At 65.0% G+C, this 17,136-nt stretch carries 18 protein-coding genes; 7 read left to right on the top strand and 11 right to left on the bottom strand.

All coding sequences use genetic code 11. The annotated features are described in order from the left end of the window. The 4 genes from EOA24_RS07190 to EOA24_RS07175 form a co-directional block, all read right to left on the bottom strand. Positions 1–216, bottom strand: a 216-nt coding sequence (locus EOA24_RS07190) for a DUF1178 family protein (RefSeq protein WP_127409696.1), incomplete at its 3' end; no start/stop codon positions are given. Further along, positions 213–1,079 (bottom strand): carbon-nitrogen hydrolase family protein, encoded by an 867-nt coding sequence (locus EOA24_RS07185; protein ID WP_126081079.1) that lies wholly within the window; start codon positions 1,077–1,079, stop codon positions 213–215. The genes EOA24_RS07190 and EOA24_RS07185, both read right to left, overlap by 4 nt. 2 nt (positions 1,080–1,081) lie before the next feature. Continuing rightward, on the bottom strand, positions 1,082–1,345 hold the full coding sequence (gene grxC / locus EOA24_RS07180) for a glutaredoxin 3 (RefSeq protein WP_126081078.1): 264 nt from the start codon (positions 1,343–1,345) through the stop codon (positions 1,082–1,084). 76 nt (positions 1,346–1,421) lie between these two features. After that, entirely contained in the window at positions 1,422–2,222 is an 801-nt protein-coding gene (locus tag EOA24_RS07175; RefSeq protein ID WP_126083698.1) for a ComF family protein, read from the bottom strand. A gap of 64 nt (positions 2,223–2,286) precedes the next feature. Between EOA24_RS07175 and EOA24_RS07170 the strand changes: the two genes are divergently transcribed. Then, positions 2,287–3,159, top strand: a complete 873-nt coding sequence (locus tag EOA24_RS07170) for a methyltransferase domain-containing protein (RefSeq protein WP_127409695.1) — start codon at positions 2,287–2,289, stop codon at positions 3,157–3,159. Positions 3,160–3,188: 29 nt separating this feature from the next. Here EOA24_RS07170 and EOA24_RS07165 read toward each other — a convergent pair whose 3' ends face one another. The 5 genes from EOA24_RS07165 to argJ form a co-directional block, all read right to left on the bottom strand. Next, positions 3,189–3,374 carry a Flp family type IVb pilin gene (locus EOA24_RS07165; RefSeq protein WP_126081076.1) on the bottom strand — a complete coding sequence of 62 codons (186 nt, stop codon included), beginning with the start codon at positions 3,372–3,374 and terminating at the stop codon, positions 3,189–3,191. 105 nt (positions 3,375–3,479) lie between these two features. After that, positions 3,480–3,800 (bottom strand): hypothetical protein, encoded by a 321-nt coding sequence (locus EOA24_RS07160; protein WP_126081075.1) that lies wholly within the window; start codon positions 3,798–3,800, stop codon positions 3,480–3,482. Between the two features lie 152 nt (positions 3,801–3,952). Then, entirely contained in the window at positions 3,953–4,375 is a 423-nt protein-coding gene (locus EOA24_RS07155; RefSeq protein WP_126064239.1) for a (deoxy)nucleoside triphosphate pyrophosphohydrolase, read from the bottom strand. Then, positions 4,372–5,151, bottom strand: a complete 780-nt coding sequence (locus tag EOA24_RS07150; protein ID WP_189343062.1) for a GNAT family N-acetyltransferase — start codon at positions 5,149–5,151, stop codon at positions 4,372–4,374. Before EOA24_RS07150 ends, EOA24_RS07155 begins: the two co-directional genes overlap by 4 nt. Then, positions 5,151–6,392, bottom strand: a complete 1,242-nt coding sequence (argJ, locus tag EOA24_RS07145; RefSeq protein WP_126081074.1) for a bifunctional glutamate N-acetyltransferase/amino-acid acetyltransferase ArgJ — start codon at positions 6,390–6,392, stop codon at positions 5,151–5,153. Before argJ ends, EOA24_RS07150 begins: the two co-directional genes overlap by 1 nt. Before the next feature lie 187 nt (positions 6,393–6,579). Between argJ and EOA24_RS07140 the strand changes: the two genes are divergently transcribed. Next, positions 6,580–7,173: a TetR/AcrR family transcriptional regulator gene (locus tag EOA24_RS07140; protein ID WP_126081073.1), complete on the top strand. Its 594-nt coding sequence runs from the start codon at positions 6,580–6,582 to the stop codon at positions 7,171–7,173. Between the two features lie 58 nt (positions 7,174–7,231). On the opposite strand, the gene EOA24_RS07135 is transcribed toward EOA24_RS07140, so the two are convergent. Then, on the bottom strand, positions 7,232–8,152 hold the full coding sequence (locus tag EOA24_RS07135) for a peptidylprolyl isomerase (RefSeq protein ID WP_126081072.1): 921 nt from the start codon (positions 8,150–8,152) through the stop codon (positions 7,232–7,234). 262 nt (positions 8,153–8,414) lie between these two features. Here EOA24_RS07135 and secA point away from each other — a divergent pair, with 262 nt between their 5' ends. Beyond that, positions 8,415–11,147, top strand: a complete 2,733-nt coding sequence (gene secA, locus EOA24_RS07130; RefSeq protein WP_126081071.1) for a preprotein translocase subunit SecA — start codon at positions 8,415–8,417, stop codon at positions 11,145–11,147. A gap of 512 nt (positions 11,148–11,659) precedes the next feature. Here secA and EOA24_RS07125 read toward each other — a convergent pair. After that, positions 11,660–14,245 carry a LuxR family transcriptional regulator gene (locus tag EOA24_RS07125; protein WP_126083696.1) on the bottom strand — a complete coding sequence of 862 codons (2,586 nt, stop codon included), beginning with the start codon at positions 14,243–14,245 and terminating at the stop codon, positions 11,660–11,662. A 323-nt stretch (positions 14,246–14,568) separates the two neighbouring features. Between EOA24_RS07125 and EOA24_RS07120 the strand changes: the two genes are divergently transcribed. The 4 genes from EOA24_RS07120 to EOA24_RS07105 all read left to right on the top strand — a co-directional run. Next, complete coding sequence (locus tag EOA24_RS07120) at positions 14,569–14,841, top strand: DUF4242 domain-containing protein (protein ID WP_126081070.1); 273 nt, start codon at positions 14,569–14,571, stop codon at positions 14,839–14,841. 52 nt (positions 14,842–14,893) lie between these two features. Continuing rightward, complete coding sequence (locus EOA24_RS07115) at positions 14,894–15,103, top strand: hypothetical protein (protein WP_127409694.1); 210 nt, start codon at positions 14,894–14,896, stop codon at positions 15,101–15,103. Positions 15,104–15,278: 175 nt separating this feature from the next. After that, a complete protein-coding gene (locus EOA24_RS07110; RefSeq protein ID WP_245467372.1) occupies positions 15,279–15,725 on the top strand; it encodes a hypothetical protein in 447 nt (148 codons plus the stop codon). Positions 15,726–16,096: 371 nt separating this feature from the next. Beyond that, a partial coding sequence (locus EOA24_RS07105) for a lipopolysaccharide biosynthesis protein (protein ID WP_133374475.1) occupies positions 16,097–17,136 on the top strand: 1,040 nt, incomplete at its 3' end.

Below are 17,136 nucleotides of genomic sequence, written 5' to 3'. Positions count from 1 at the left end.
CGCCTGCTTCTGCGCCTCGCCCATCGCTAGAGCGACTTTCTCCTGCCTGCGCGAGGTCGAAACGGCCGGCGCCATCAGCGCCTTCTCTATCTTGCGCGAGCCGCAGCTCGGGCAATCGACGAAGCCGCGCTTCTTCTGGGTGTCGAAGTCGTCATTGCTGCGAAACCAGGCTTCGAATTCGTGCTCGTGCTCGCAGATCAGGGAAAAGCGGATCAAGAGGCAGCACCCCTGAGACGCGGCGCTTCGCCTGCGCCGGCATTGACGATGAAATCCCGCGCATTCCTGAGATTGGGGATCTTGCGGCGCGCCGCAAGCGACTGCGCCGGATCGATCTCGGCAAGGATCACGCCCGGCTCGTTATGCGCGGCCTCGGCGATGACGCGCCCCCACGGATCGACGATCAGCGAATGGCCATAGGTCTCGCGGCCGTCTTCATGCAGGCCGCCTTGGGCAGCAGCGATGACATAGGCGCCGTTCTCGATGGCACGGGCGCGCAGCAGCACATGCCAATGCGCCTCGCCGGTCTGGCGCGTGAAGGCGGCGGGCACCGTCAGCACCTCCGCCCCGGCCATCGCCTCGGCGCGGAACAGCTGTGGGAAGCGCAGGTCGTAGCAGACGGCAAAGCCCAGCTTCGTCCCTTTGACGTCGGTCACGACCGCTTCCGTTCCCGGCTCGTAGGATGCGGATTCGCGCCAGCTCTCGCCATTGTCGAGGTCGACATCGAACATGTGGATCTTGTCGTAGCCGGCAATCAGCGTGCCGTCGGGTGAAAACAGGAAGGCGCGGTTGGCGAGCTTGCCGTCGGCGCGACGGATCGCCGTCGAGCCGATATGCAGGTGGATGCCGAGCTCCTTAGCCAACCTGCGCGCGGTGGCGACGACAATGTCCTTGTCTTCGGTGGTGAAAGCGGCCGCGCCGGCTTCCTTGTCGCGCACCAGCGCACCCGTCATTTCCGGCGTCTGGACATAGGTGGCACCCTGGCCGGCGGCCTGGCGCACCAGGATTTCCATGTCGGCGGCGTTGCGTTCGGGGCTCGTGCCCGAACGCATCTGCACGGCGGCGGCCTTGAAAACACCCATGATCATCTCCCGTTGGCGAGCATCACATCCAACCGGCCCTGCGACTCCAGATCATGGAGATCGTCGCAGCCGCCGACATGCGTATCGCCGATGAAAATCTGCGGAAAAGTGGTTCGCCCATGCGCCTTGGAAATCATTTCCTGGCGCAGTTCCGGCGAGAACGAGGCGTCGTGCTCGGTATAGACCACGCCCTTGCGGTCGAGCAGCCGCTTGGCTGCGCTGCAGTAGCCGCACATCATCCTTGTATAGATCGTCACATCGGCCATGGGTCACTATCCTGCCGGTGCATGTCGCCCAATGGTTGTATGGCAGCGACCTGCACCAAAAACAACGTTTGGGTTTCTATATAGTCGCGGACTCATCCGCCCGAAAGTCCCCCGGCAGGACTCGGGCGAACGTCAGCACGTCGACCGCTCCGGCGCCGCCCCGCTTCAGTGCCTTGGCGACCGCCCTCACCGTGGCGCCGGTGGTGTAGACATCGTCGACGACCAGCACCCGGCGGCCCGCGATTTCGATCTCGGCGTCGGGCAGCACGCGAAAGGCGGCGCGCACATTCTCCTCGCGCTCATGCCGTTCGAGCCCGACCTGCTGGCGCGTCAGCTTCACGCGTTTGACCGCGGATGGCGAGAATGGCAGCCCGCTGAGCTTTGCAACGGCGCGTCCAAGCTCCGCAGACTGGTTGAACTGGCGCCGGAAGAAGCGCCGCCAGTGCAACGGAACCGGCACGACCAGATCGGCCTCGGCAATCAGCTCCGCGCCGGCGCGGACCATCCAGTTCGCCATCCAGGGCGCCAGGTCCGTCCGGTCCTGGTATTTCAGCCCCTGGACCATCTGCCGGGCGACGCCCGAATAGATGACAGCGGCCCGCGCCCGCTCGAAGGGCGGCGGATCGGCGATCGCTTCCGCCGACAGAAACCCCTCGCCCATGTCGTGGGTGAAGGGCGTGCCCATCACCGGGCACCAGGGCTTTTCCAGCAGCCTGAGCTTCGGCCAGCAGGCGCCGCACAAGACGCCGGGCTGCGACACATGGCGACGGCAGCCGGCGCAAACCGGCGGAAACAACAGACGCGCCGGCCAGGCCAGTGCCTGCCGCGTCATGTCCTGAACCGCGCTGGTCTTGATCTTGTGCACCGGATCGGCCACGTGAAAGGAAACCCTCGCCACATTAACACCACTCCGGCGGGCGCGGACAACAGGAAGCTTTTGATTGCAGCCTTTGATCGACACTGAGCTCTGGCTCGCGCACAAGCGCCGGGCCCTCGCCCGCCCCGTCGAGGGTGCCGATTTCCTGATGCGGCGAGCGGCCGAAGACCTTGCCGACCGGCTGGGTGCCGTCGAGCGCCGCTTCGGCAAGGCCGCCGCTCTGTTTTGCCAGACGTCGGCGGCGGCCGACGTGCTCGCAGCCAGCGGCAAGGTCGGCGAAATAGTCCGCGTCGAGATGGACGAGGCGCTTCTGGCCGGCGGCCCGGGGCTGGTAGCGCCGCCGGAGACCGTGCCGTTCGAGGACGGCAGCCTCGACCTCGTCGTCTCCCTGCTGTCGCTGCACGCGATGAACGACATTCCCGGCGTGCTGGCGCAAATCCGCCGGGCGCTGAAACCGGACGGGCTTTTCCTTGGCGCTCTCGCCGGCGCGGGTACGCTCGCCGAGTTGCGCGAAAGCATGCTGACGGCCGAGACCGAGCTTTACGGCGGCGCGAGCCCGCGCATCCTTCCCTTCACCGACGTGCGCGATGCGGGCGGGCTGTTGCAGCGCGCCGGCCTGGCATTGCCTGTCGCCGATGTCGAAACGGTCGCCGTGCGCTACGACACGCTGTTCGATCTCGCCGCCGACCTGCGCGCCGTGGGCGAAACCAGCCCGCTCATCGACCGCAGCCGGCGACCCGGCAGCAGGCGTTTGTTTGCCCGCGCGGCCGAAATCTATGCCGAACGGTTCTCGGACCCGGACGGCCGCATCCGCGCAAGCTTTCCGGTTGTCTGGATGTCCGGCTGGGCGCCCGACGCCTCGCAGCAAAAGCCGCTCAAGCCTGGATCAGCCAAGCTATCGCTGAAGGCGATCCTGGAGAACCCGCCGAAGAGCTGACTGCGTCTCTGATTGCCCGACCGGTTTCGTCAGTGGGAGAAGGCCTGGACCAGCCTGCTGCTGTTGTCGCTGAACAGCCATTGGAGCGCATCCGCTGCCCTGCTTACGCCGCCGATGATGGTAAGCGACAGCACGGTAACGATCAGGCCATATTCGATGGCCGTGGCGCCGGTCTCATCCCTTACGAATTGCTGCAGCAGGTTTTTCATGGCCATCCATCCCTTATGCAGAAATTCTAATGTCCTACCCGTTAAGAAAGGTTAACGGCGAAAGCTTAACAGCGAGTGAAATGCCGGTGTCCCAAAAAATCATTAACCATGTCAGCACTCGCCGCTGCGGCTGCCGTCATTGCGGATGACGCAGATTGAACTGGGCATCGGCTGCAGCACACTGCGGCGCACCGTGTATGTATTGGTGCGATGGCCGATCGATCCGGTCGCTGTCGTGTCGAGCCCGACAGCCAAGCCGTCGCGGGCGCCCTGCGATCGCGTCTGGCTGTCCAGGAAAGGCGTCGCGATCAGCGCCAGCGCCACGGCGGCCGAGCCGAAGAGAAGCGTCACTCGCAGGATGCCCATGCCGGCATCCGCGGCGCGGAAGCCTCGGTCGGGCCGGATCGAGTCCCACTCTCTTTCAAGGCTCATGCCGTTGTTCCCGGTCATCAACGATGTTGCCGCGCGAAACGGCCTCGAGCAATTTTTCACGTCGAGATAAATCTTCCATTAACGCTGGCTAAAGCAGCTCCGGAAACGACGCTTTCGGCAAACGTGAATGGCCGCGAAGGCAGGTCGCGAAATTACAAAAGATCGATCAGGAACTGGATGAGCGGTGCGTCGGCCGGCGGCATCGGATAGTCGCGCATCTGCCGCGGTCTGACCCATTTCAGCCCCTGCCCTTCCCTGGGTTGCGCGATCCCGCGAAAGCGGCGGCAGACATAAAGCGGCATCAGCAGATGGAAATCGTCATAGGAATGGCTGGCGAAGGTGAGCGGCGCCAGGCACGGAATTTCGGTCTCGATGCCGAGTTCCTCATGCAGCTCGCGGACCAGGCACTCCTCAGGCGTCTCGCCGGGCTCGACCTTGCCGCCAGGAAACTCCCACAGGCCGGCAAGCTGCTTGCCCTCCGGGCGCTGCGCCAGAAGCACGCGCCGGTCGGCATCGACCAGCGCGCAGGCGGCGACCAGCAGCAGGCGCTTTCCGGCTGGCTTCACCTCGCTCATGCGCCCGGCGGCCGTCGATAGTGGTAGCGGTAGACTTCCTCGAAGCCGAGCGACCGATAGAGCGAGAGCGCCGGTAGATTGCCGGCCTCGACCTGCAGCCAGGCCTCGCGCGCGCCGCGCAGCCGCGCCCATTTCAGCGCCGACAGGATGAGATTGCGGCCATGGCCCTGTTTGCGCGCCGATTTTTCGGTGGCGACCTCGAACAGGCCGGCAAGGTCGCCATCATGGACGCAGATCAGCGTCGCCAGCGGCTCATTGCCGTCCTCCAGCGCGAACAGCCCGGCTTCGGGCTGAATGGCGCCGATGACCTCCGACAGGCCGGGCCGCAGCGAGGCGTCCGAGCCGCTGGTCCTCAGCGACGCGCCGATGAAACGGCTGATGTCCTTGAGCGGTATCTGGTCCATGGCCGCGCCGAGCTCGAGGTCCTTGAGCGGCAGCCGCATGACCATGGATTCGTCGAACCTGTTCCAGCCGGCCTTGTCGAGATGCGTGGACAGCACCTGTCCCGACAGCGGCGACATGCGAAAGGTCAGCGGCCTGCCATAGGCATCGAAGCGGCGCGCGGCGCGGCCGATGCGCTCCTCGATGGCGTACGTGTCGCCCGGATCGAGCGGATTGACCGAGTTCAGGCGCTTGGCCGGATGCCCGGCGGTCAGCCGCACCACCCAAGTCCCGTCATAATGGACGGCCGCCGCCGGCCAGGCGCGAAAGCCCGCCGCCTCGTAGCGGCGCACGACCGCCAGCACGCTTGCCGGATGCCTGGACACCGGCGCCATCAGCTCCGGTAGTCGCCGTTGATGGCGACATATTCCTTGGTGAGGTCGCAGGTCCACACCGTCGCCTTGCCGCGGCCGATGCCGATATCGGCGCGGATGCGGATGTCGTCGCGTTTCATATAGGCAGACGTCGCTTCCTCCGAATAGGCCGGATCGCGCTCGCCCTCATGCGCCAGGCGATTGTCGCCGAACCAGATCGACAGCCGGTCGCGGTCGGCCGGCTCGCCGGCCTTGCCGACGGCCATGACGACGCGGCCCCAATTGGCGTCCTCGCCGGCGACGGCCGTCTTGACCAGCGGCGAATTGGCGATCGAAAGCGCGATGCGCTTGGCCGAACGCGCCGATTTGGCGCCGGTCACCGTGACCTCGACCTGCTTGCGTGCGCCCTCGCCGTCGCGCACCACTTGCAGCGCCAGCGACTTCAGCACCTTGCCGAGCGCCTGACGGAACGCGCCGAGCCGCGCGTCCTTGGCATCGCTGATCGCCGGCGCGCCGCGGGCAGCCGCCTTGCCGGTGGCGAAGATGAGCAGCGTGTCGCTGGTCGAGGTGTCGCTGTCGACGGTTACCGCGTTGAAGGTCTTGGCCGTGCCGCGCGACAACAGGTCCTGCAGCACGGGCGCCGCGATCGGCGCGTCGGTGGCGATGAAGGAAAGCATCGTCGCCATGTCGGGCGCGATCATGCCGGCGCCCTTGGCGATGCCGTTGATGGTGACGTCGACATCGCCGAGCTTGACAGTCGCCGTCGCCACCTTCGGATAGGTGTCGGTGGTCATGATGGCCTTTGCCGCCTCGGTCCACAGATCGGGCTTTCCGTCCTTGACCAGGCCGGCGAGCAGATGGCTGAATTTGGTGGTGTCGAGCGGCTCGCCGATGACCCCGGTCGAGGCCAGGAACACCTCGCTCTCGGAACATCCGGCGGCCTTCGCCGCCGCCTCGCCGGTCAGCGCGGTCGAGATCTTGCCCTTCTTGCCGGTGAAGGCGTTGGCATTGCCGGAATTGACCACCAGCACGCGCGCCTTGCCGGCAGGCAGGTTCTGGCGGCAGAAGTCGACCGGCGCCGACGGGCATTTCGACCTGGTGAACACGCCGGCGACAGCCGTGCCCGGATCGAAGACCATGGCGAGGAGGTCGGTTCTATTCCGGTATTTGATGCCCGCTTCGGCCGTCGCGATGCGCACACCCTCGATGACCGGCATCTTGGGATATTTCTTCGGTGCGAGCGGCGAGATCGTAGCGGACATCGGAACCCCGGAACGGCAATGAAGCGAAAGGAAGGCCGGTTTGCCCGATAGCGGGTCCCGGCGCAAGGGCGTTCTGGCCGCGCCTGATCGCCCTGGCCGAAGGGCTCGCAGTCTGAAACGGGTCGTTTTGTTTCGCCCGCGAAGCCAATATGATCGACGACAGATTCACCGGCTAAGGAAGACATCGATGGGCGAAGCCGCCGCTCGCGGGCGCAAGTCGATCGGCGCGAAACGCAATCCAGAGAGCGCCGATGCCATCATCGAGGCGGCCGAAGCCGTGCTGCGCGAGGCGGGCTACGCCGGCTTTTCGATCGAGGCCGTCGCCCGGCGGGCGCGGGCGGGAAAGCCGACCATCTATCGCTGGTGGCCAAGCAAGGCGGCGCTGCTGATCGAGATCTACCAGAGGCAGAAGCATGTCGAGACACCCGACACCGGAAACGTCGAGGACGACCTGGCCGGCTTTCTCGAAAATCTCTTCGCCCATTGGCGCGACACCCCGTCGGGCAACATCTACAGCTCGCTGATCGCGGAGGCGCAGTCGGACGAGGCAGCCGCGGCCGTGCTTGCCGAGTATTCGAAGGAACGCCGCAGCCATACCGGCCGGATCATCGAGCGCGCCAAGGCGCGGGGCGAGGTGGCGGCCGATGTCGATGCCGGGATCGTCGCCGATCTGATTGCGTCCTACGCCTGGCGGCATCTGCTGACCGGACGGCTCGACGAGGACGTGGCGGCGATCCGCGCGGCCGTTGGCTACATCACGCGGGGGATACTGACCGCCTGAGCCAAAAGCAAAGGGCGCCGCATGGCGCCCTTTTCAGGATAATCAGGCCGACAGCGGATTACTTGCCCGCTTCCAGCGTGTCGACGTCCTTCTTGAGCTTCTCGTCCGAGATCTCGACCTTGGCGGCGGCGCGCAGGTCCTTCACCATGGCGAAATACTTGTCGCGGATTACCGCCTGCTTGGCCTGGTCCTTGACGTCGTCGAAGGCCGGCGGCTGCTTGGCGCGCTTGTCCTCGAGCTTGATGACGTGCCAGCCGAACTGCGTCTGCACCGGCTCCTTGGTGTACTTGCCGACGTCGAGCGCGAAGGCCGCCTTGTCGAATTCCGGCACCATCTGGCCCGGTCCGAACCAGCCGAGATCGCCGCCACTGGTTTTGCCCGAGGGGTCGTTGGTGTGTTCGTTGGCGAGCTTCTGGAAGTCGGCGCCGCCGTCGAGCTGCTTGATGATCGCCTCGGCCTCTTCCTTCGTCTTCACGAGGATGTGACGCGCATGCACTTCGTTGACTGGCGGCGTGTTGGCGATCTCCTGGTCGTAGCGGGCGCGGACTTCGGCGTCCGTGACCTTGTCGACCACTTCCTTCTCGACGACCTCGCCATGCAGCGCGCGCGCCTGCAGGAAAGCCATGCGGCGCTGGAAGTCGGCGTCCTTGTCAAGGCCGCTGTCGACCGCCTTCTTGGCCATGACGCGGATTTCGATCGCCGCCGAAAGGGCGGCCGCGCGGCGCTGATCGGGCGGCAGCTGCGCGAACTGCTGCGAGAGTTCGCCTTCGGCGAGCTGAAGATCGGCCTCGGTCAGCTTCTCGCCATTGATGGTGGCGACCACGGCATTGGGATCGACCGGCGCGGCGGGAGCGGTGGCAGGCGCGGTGGCATCCGCGGGCTTGGTCTCCTGCGCCATCAGCGGCGACAGGCTAAGAGCCGAGAGCCCGAAGGCCAGACCGAGGCTGGCGAGCGAGGCGCGGCGGAACGACAGGGGCATCAAGATAACTCCAATGGGATTGCCAATGAGGATCGCGTGAGCGGAAGGGTTCCAGATCAGTCGAATTGTGGCGGAATTTGGCGCTGCCCATAGGGCTAACGCGGCGTTGACATCGATTGAGCCCCCTCTTATCTGTCCAACGACTTGGCGTCCAGAACCGTTTTCCGGGCGCTTTTTGCGTTTGTCCGCATTCACGCGGATTTGATGGGCCCGCCAGGCGCCTGTCGCAAACGGCCAAAATTGCTATCGAAAGGACCATTGGATGGTCAGTCTCGGCGGTCTCGCCCGTAAGGTTTTCGGTTCTTCCAACGACCGGCGCGTCAAGTCGACCCGACCTAGGGTCGAGGCCATCAACGCCATGGAAAACGAGATGCGGGCGCTTTCCGACGCCGAGCTTGCCGGGCGCACGGAGAAATTCCGCCAGGATCTCGCTAACGGCGCTTCGCTCGACGACCTGCTGGTCCCGGCCTTCGCCACGGTGCGCGAGGCGGCCCGCCGCGTGCTCGGCATGCGGCCTTTCGACGTCCAGTTGATCGGCGGCATGGTGCTGCACAATGGCGGCATCGCCGAGATGCGCACCGGCGAGGGCAAGACCCTGGTCGCCACCTTGCCGGTCTATCTCAACGCGCTCGCCGGCAAGGGCGTGCATGTCGTCACCGTCAACGACTACCTCGCCAAGCGCGACGCCGAATGGATGGGCCGCGTCTACAAATTCCTCGGCCTGACCGTCGGCATCATCGTCCACGGCCTTTCCGACGACGAGCGCCGCGAGGCCTACGCCTGCGACGTCACCTACGCCACCAACAACGAGCTCGGCTTCGACTATCTGCGCGACAATATGAAGTATGAGCGCTCGCAGATGGTGCAGCGCGGCCACTCCTACGCCATCGTCGACGAGGTCGATTCCATCCTGGTGGACGAGGCGCGCACGCCGCTGATCATTTCCGGTCCGCTTGAGGACCGCTCGGAAATGTACAACACCATCGACGCCTTCATGCTGAAGCTCGGCCCGGCCGACTACGAGGTCGACGAGAAGCAGAAGACGACGATCTTCACCGAGGAAGGAACCGAGAAGCTCGAAAACATGCTGACAGCGGCGGGCTTGCTCAAAGGTGAGTCGCTCTATGACGTCGAGAATGTCGCCATCGTCCACCACGTCAACAACGCGCTGAAGGCGCATCTGCTCTTCCAGAAGGATCGCGATTACATCGTGCGCAACGGCGAGATCGTCATCATCGACGAGTTCACCGGCCGCATGATGCCAGGACGCCGCTATTCGGAAGGCCTGCACCAGGCGCTCGAGGCCAAGGAGCATGTGCAGATCCAGCCGGAGAACCAGACGCTGGCCTCCGTCACCTTCCAGAACTATTTCCGCCTCTACAAGAAGCTCGCCGGCATGACCGGCACGGCGCTGACCGAGGCCGAGGAATTCGCCAACATCTACAATCTCGAAGTCACCGAGATCCCGACCAACCTGCCGGTCGCCCGCAAGGACGAGGACGACGAGGTCTACCGTACGGTCGACGAGAAATACAAGGCGATCGTCAAGGAAATCAAGGACGCGCGCGACCGCGGCCAGCCGATCCTGGTCGGCACCACCTCGATCGAGAAATCCGAGCAACTGGCCGAGCGCCTGCGCAAGGAAGGCATCAAGGACTTCGAAGTGCTGAACGCTCGCCACCATGAGCGCGAGGCGTCCATCGTCGCCCAGGCCGGCAAGCCCGGCGCCATCACCATCGCCACCAACATGGCCGGCCGCGGCACCGACATCAAGCTCGGCGGCAATGCCGAGATGCGCATCGCCGAGGAGCTTGGCGACATGCCGGCCGGCCCCGAGCGCGAGGCGCGGGAAAAGGCCATCATCGACGATGTCGAACGCCTGAAGGAAAAGGCGCTGGCCGCCGGCGGCCTTTACGTTCTGGCCACCGAGCGCCACGAATCGCGCCGCATCGACAACCAGTTGCGCGGCCGCTCCGGCCGTCAGGGCGATCCGGGCCGCTCGAAATTCTTCCTGTCGCTGCAGGATGACCTGATGCGCATCTTCGGCTCCGAGCGCATGGACGGCATGCTGCAGAAGCTCGGCCTCAAGGAAGACGAGGCGATCATCCATCCCTGGATCAACAAGGCGCTGGAGAAGGCGCAGAAGAAGGTCGAGGCGCGCAACTTCGACATCCGCAAGAATCTGTTGAAGTATGACGACGTCTCGAACGACCAGCGCAAGGTGGTGTTCGAGCAGCGCATCGAGCTGATGGACGGCGAAGGCCTGTCGGAGACGATCACCGAGATGCGTGAAGGCGTCATCGAGGAGATCGTCGCCAAGAACATCCCCGAAAACGCCTATGCCGAGCAATGGAACGTCGCCGGCCTCAAGGAAGAGGTGGGGCAATACCTCAACCTCGACCTGCCGATCGAGGAATGGGTCAAGGAAGAGGGCATCGCCGAGGACGACATCCGCGAGCGCATCACGGCCGCGGCCGATGCCGCCGCCAAGGAGCGCGCCGATCGCTTCGGCCCCGACGTGATGAATTATGTCGAGCGTTCGGTGGTGTTGCAGACGCTCGATCATCTGTGGCGCGAGCATATCGTCAATCTCGATCATCTGCGCTCGGTCGTCGGCTTCCGCGGCTACGCCCAGCGCGACCCGCTGCAGGAATACAAGGGCGAAGCCTTCGAGCTGTTCCAGGGCATGCTGGGCAATTTGCGCCAAGCCGTCACCGCGCAGCTGATGCGCGTCGAGCTGGTGCGCGAGGCTGCGGACGCGCCGCCGCCCGAGGCGCCCGAGATGTTCGGCAGCCATATCGACGGCTCCACCGGCGAGGACGATTTCCAGGGCGGCGAAACCGCGCTTCTCCTGCGCCAGGATTCGAATACCGTTGTCGCTCCGGAAAACCGCGACCCGAAGAACCCCGCGACCTGGGGCAAGGTCGGCCGCAACGAAGCCTGCCCCTGCGGCTCCGGCAAGAAATACAAGCACTGCCACGGCGCCTTCGCCTGACGCAGTCTTCCTTCTCCCCGTCACTATACGGGGAGAAGGTGCCCGAAGGGCGGATGAGGGGCAGCGCCGCCATTCCGCGATCCCGGTAGAACGCCGAGTCAGGCTTCCCTAGCAACTAATTCCCCAGCACAGGGATTTTGACCGGTCGGCTCCCTCTGCGTCGGCAGGCGGCATGCCTTGGAGATTGGCCGAAACGCCCATCGCGATCGTCATTCCAGGGCGAAGCAGGAGCGAAGCTCCGTCGCGAAGACCCTGGAATCCATGCCGTTATCTTCGCCTCGACGTGCAACGGAGCAGAACTCTGCGCCGCAGCAGCAACGCTTCCAAGTCACGGAATGGATTCTATGGTCTGCGCGCGTCGCTTCGCTCCTTGCTCCGCCATAGAATGACGCGGTTGGGGCGGCTTCAACCAATCTCCGGCGTTGCGCTGATTTCACGGAAATGAACGGAGAATCTTGCACCAAGACAAACGGCAACTTTTCAAAATCCTTGTGTCGGGGAACGCACCAACCTTACACCAGCCCCGACGCGCGCGCCGCGGCCGCTGCTTCGCCGCGCGAGACGGCTTCCAGTTTCCCGAGCACCGCCGAAACGTGGTGATCGACCGTCTTCGGCGAGATCGCCATATGCGCGGCGATCTTCTTGTTGGAGAAGCCTCGTTCGATCAACTGCAGGACCTCCATCTGGCGCTGCGTAAGGCCGGCCTGGTTGGCGCGCGTCGCCTGCCTTGGACCTCTGGCAATACGGCCCACGCCGCTCTGCCGCAGCAGGCCGCGCACATGCTGCGCTACTGGTCTTGCGCCGAGCGCCTCGAAAATATCCAGCGCTTCACGCTGCGCGGCCTCGTCGCCCTGCAGCAAGGCGAGCGCCCGTTCGAAAGGGGCGCCCATCCTCGCCCAAAGCGCAGCGGCGGCGCGCCAGTCGCCGATCAATTGCAGGCGATGCGGCTCGGCCATGCTGTCGGTCTCGCCGGGATCGCATTCCGGCAACAAAAGCCGCCGCCAGGCCGCCAGCCCGCCGAACACCGCCCGCGTCGGCGCGAGGCCTTCGGCAAGGGCGATCAGATGCAGCGCTTCATCCCTGTCGCCCTCGCCCAGCCACGCCAGCTCGGCCATCACCTCGGCAAAAGGCACAAGCCGTTGCAGTTCCATGCCCTTGTCCAGGAACTGCCTCATCTCTTCCACGATCGGCTCAGCCGACGGGTCGCCGCGGCGGATGCGCAAGCGTGCCAGCGCGACGAGCGATGGATAGCGTACCAACGGCGTCGTTGCTTCATCATCGACAACCTCATGCGCCACCGCCGCGGCGTCGTCCCAGAGGCCGAGCCTCAGCAGCAGCTGCGCCTGCACGCCGCGCATGTAGTCGCGCCATGTCGCGAGATCGTTCTCGACGCAGTAGCCGATGCCGCGCTCCAGCAACGAGGACGCCTCCTTGAAGTTGAGCCTGTTCATCTCGACGCAGGCGCAGTTGGTGAAGGCGCGCGCCGCATGTTCCTGGAAGTTTCCCGACAATGCGATTCCCAGGCTGCGGGCGAGATCGCGCCGCCCCTTGGCGAAGTCCAGCCATTGCCCGGCGGCGCCGACATTGTTCAGCGCATGACACAGAATATCCGGCCGGTTGAGCCGCTCCGCCAGCTCCACGGCCTTGCCGCCGAGCATGAGCGTGTCCTCGAGCCGTTCGGCGAGCATCGCCAGCTGCGAGAGGTTGGAATAAGCCATGGCGAGTTCAGGGCCGTCAGGCGCTGTCTCCAGAAGCTCCACGGCCTGCGCTCCGAACCGGTCCGCGGCCTCGCGATCGCCGAGCAGGTAGGCAAAGCGCGACAGGCAGCGTAGACCGTCGCCCTCCTTGACCCGATCGCCCTGCGCCTGGCGCAACTGGCGCGCCTGGCCCTGCGCTTCCATCGCCGCCTCGACGCGGCCGATCAGGTGGCACTCGAAAGCATGGCCCTCATAGAGCTCGGCTCGCTTGTCGACCGGCAGCATATCCGCATAGCGCAGGGCAACCTCGTAATAGCCCACCGCGTCGCGATGCGCGCCGACCCGCGAAGCCTCGCGCGCCGCCGCCGGCGCGAGCTCGCGCACCACCTCCAGGTTCTGCGCTTCCACGGCATGATGCACCAACCTGGCAGTGGCCACTTGCGGGTTTTCGCGCAAGGCTGCCAGGGCGCGTTCATTGTATTCGCGCCGTTTGCTTGGCGTCAGCGCCATCTCGATGGCCGTGCGGGCGATCTCGTGCCGGAAGGCATAGCCGTCGCCGAAATCCTCGAGCAGGCCGTTGGCGACGCATTCGGCGAGCTGGCCGGCGGCGGCAATCCCGCAAAGGCCGCTCAGCGCCCAGGCGTCGGCGCGGCGCGGAAACACCGAGACGGCGTCGAGCATCGAGCGCGCGCCCGGCGACAGTTTTTCGGCGCGCGCCAGCACGGCGTCGCGCACGCTTGCCGGCAAGGCGCCATCGCCTTCGGCGGCGAGCAGCTCGGTGACGAAGAAGGCGTTACCGGCGCTTGCCCGGTAGATCGCCTCGCCGTCGCGCTCGGCGGTTGCGGCCAGCGACAGCACGGCGCTTTCGCTGAGCAGCGGCACGTCGATACGCACGACATTGCCGGCCGGGATCTCGCCGAGCGCCCGGCGCACGCGCATCTGTCCTTCGCTGCGGTCGGTCCGCGCCGTGATCAGAAGCAGGATGTGGGTGTTGGCGATGCGCCGGCCGAGGAAGCGCACGAAATCGAGCGTCGCGTCGTCCGCCCAGTGCAGGTCTTCGATGACGAGCAGGCACGGGCCTTTCGCCTCGAAGACGTCGAGCGCCTCGGAAAACAAGGGCAGCCGCTGCACCTGGCGGTCGTCGAGCACCCGCGGCAGTTCCCAATGCGCGTCGCGGGCCAGATCGTGAAGAGGCCCCAGCGGATCGGGAATGGAGAGGTCCTCGCAGGCGCTGCGAAGCATTGTCAGGCCATCATCCAGCCGGCTCGCGAACGCCTCGACCAGCGCCGTCTTGCCGGCGCCGGCCTCGCCCAAGACGACCACGATGCGGCCGCGGCCCCCGATTGCGTCCGCCAACAGGGCATCCATCTGCTGCAGCTGCGGCTGCCGTTCCAGAAGCATCATCGCTCTCTCGCGAAATTGAAATTCCATCGTGGCGGATCGCCGCCGCGATAGCGTGGGAGACAGTCCTAAAATGTGACTTTCCACACATTCAAGTGCCATCTTCCACATAAAACGTCCCAAAGATAGGGAATCGTCCCGGGCAATATGGGGAATGGCTCCGATGCATGGCCTTTCCCGAAATGGTGGTATCCGCCTTGCTCGAAACGAGCACGGAGCAATTCCGGGAAAACTGCGTAGCGGTTGGCTCGGCGACTTCGCCGTGGCCTTCCGTCCGGAATTGCGTGGAAACTTGCAATCCAATCACGAAAGGAAAGACGATCGTGCCACGTTATCTCGTTGAACGCACCTTCCCGGAGGGCCTGCATGTGCCGATGAACGATGCCGGCGCCACCGCGATGGGCGGCGTCATCGCCCGCAACGCCGAGAAAGGCGTCACCTGGGTGCAATCCTTCGTCTCGCCCGACAAGGGCAAGAGCTTCTGCATCTACGACGCGCCCTCGCCGGAGGCGATCCGCAGCACCGCGCAAAAGAATGCGCTTCCTGTCGATAAGATCACGGAGGTGCGGGTCCTCGACCCCTACTTTTATCGCTGACGGGGAAGACCGTGTCGGGCAGACCATACCCGTCGCCGGCGGACCTGACGCCGTGCCGGACAGCGAGAGTGTACCCGCCGCGGCGGATTACCTCCCGCCACGGCGCGGCTTCATGCGACGGGCCTTGTCGGCGCTGCTTTCGCCGTTGCGAAACCGGCGCCGCCTTCTGCCGCCTCAGGACGATTACCTGAGACGCGACATCGGCCTCGATGAGCGGGAGATGCCGCGCGAATACTGGGAATATTGGTGGCATCACCGCTGATCCCGCCTCGTAGGGATCAGTATCCATCCTTTTAACGACAAGCTTCGCCGGCGCCCGGAGTTGGCCTTGGCGGGCCGGCCCACCGTTGCGCGCCTCAACCGCATGGAGACATGAAATGACCATTCGCAATTGGACCAGGTGCCTTGTCGGCGCCTCTGCCGCGATCACCCTGCTGATGGCGGGCGCCGCCATGGCCGAAACCGTCAACCCGCTGGCCGACAAGGTGCGGGCGCTCGACAGCCGCTTCGAGGACGTCGCGGTGGCGAAGGCCGAAGGCTATGCGCCGATCCCCTGCGCCAGCGGCCTCACCGGCGGCGCCATGGGCATCCACTACGTCAACGCCGCCTATCTGAAGGACGATGCCGTCGACGTCGCCAAGCCGGAAGCCGTCATGTACGAGCCGATGGCCGACGGCACGCTGAGGCTGATCGCCGTCGAATACATCACGTCGAAAGGCCCGGCATCGCTCGAAGGCCATCTGTTCAACTTCAACACCGCGCCCAACCGCTACGGCCTCGGCCCGTTCTACGAGCTGCATGTCTGGGCCTGGAAGCAGAACCCGACCGGCGCCTTCGCCGACATGAACCCGAGCGTCTCGTGCGATGCGATGAAGGGGATGTAAGAGCGCCTCTTCCTTCTCCCCGTTTCACGGGGAGAAGGTGGCCCGAAGGGCCGGATGAGGGGCGGCGCCAACGATTGCGATTGGCCGTCCCTCTTATCTGACAGGAGATGATCACTATGTTTCGGAACTCTTCCGCAAAGAACCTCTTCGACACGTCATTCATCCCAATTTCCGTGGCCGGCGCTGCCCCTTATCCGCCTGCAGGCGTTCGTCATTCGAAAAGCCAAGCAATTGGCTTTTCGTCCGCTGCGCGGACCACTCCTCACCTCCCCCTATAGTGACGGGGAGAAGGAAGCTCTCCACCCACCCTTTCTTAAGGTGTTTCGGATAGACCCGAACGCTGGAAAAAGGCGGAAAACGGAGAGTTTTGGGTGCGCTTTTCCGCGGCAACGACTGCCGGGCGGTTCTTGCCGCAGCGCTGGGCGCTGCGCATGCGGCCGCTGCTTGGCCGCATCGATGCCATCCTCTTCACCGCCGATGCGCGCGGCGAAGCCGGGCGCATGTCGCTGATCGCCTTTTCCATCCGCATCATCAGCGCCTCGATCGCCTTTGTCAGCCAGGTGCTGATGGCGCGCTGGATGGGGTCATTCGAATACGGCATCTCGGTGCTGGTCTGGGTGACGATGGTCATCGTCGGCAATCTCGCCTGCCTTGGCTTCCACACCTCCGTCATCCGTTTCATTCCGGAGTATCGCGAGCGCGGCATGCTGGCCGAGCTGCGCGGCATCGTGCTTGCCAGCCGCCTGTTCGTGCTCGTCGCCTCGACGCTGATCGCCGGTCTCGGCGCGCTTGGCGTGTGGCTCGCCTCGGACTGGATCGAGAACTACTACGTCATCCCATTCATCCTCGGCGTCATCTGCCTGCCGATGATCGCGCTCGGCGACCTCCTGCAAGGGCTGGCGCGCGCCAATTCCTGGGCGCTGCTGGCGCTCTCGCCCACCTATCTGGTGCGGCCGGTGCTGATCCTGGCTTTCATGGCGCTGATGCTTGGCCTGCATTATGTGCCGGACGCCAAGACCGCGATCTTCGCCTCGATCGCCGCCACTTATGTCACGACGCTCGGCCAGCTGATGGCCGTCACCTCTCGCATGGACAAGAAAGTCCCGCCCGGGCCGATGACGGTGCATTTCGGGCAATGGATCCTTGTCTCGCTGCCGATCTTCCTGGTCGAGGGCTTCTTCTTCCTGCTCACCAATGCCGACGTGCTGATGGTGGGCGCCTACCTCCCGCCCAACGATGTCGCCGTCTATTTCGCGACCGTGAAGACGCTGGCGCTGGTGCATTTCGTCTATTTCGCGGTCAAGGCCGGTGTTGCCCAGCGCTATGCGCAATTCACCCATGGCGAGCCGGACAGGCTTGCCGCCTTCGCCCGCGAGACCGTGTCCTGGACTTTCTGGCCCTCGCTTTTGAT

This window comes from Mesorhizobium sp. M2A.F.Ca.ET.039.01.1.1, from assembly GCF_003998035.1.
Lineage (GTDB): Bacteria > Pseudomonadota > Alphaproteobacteria > Rhizobiales > Rhizobiaceae > Mesorhizobium.
The sequence above is the reverse complement of the archived record's forward strand: the minus strand, read 5'-3'. Positions and strand labels throughout refer to the sequence as shown.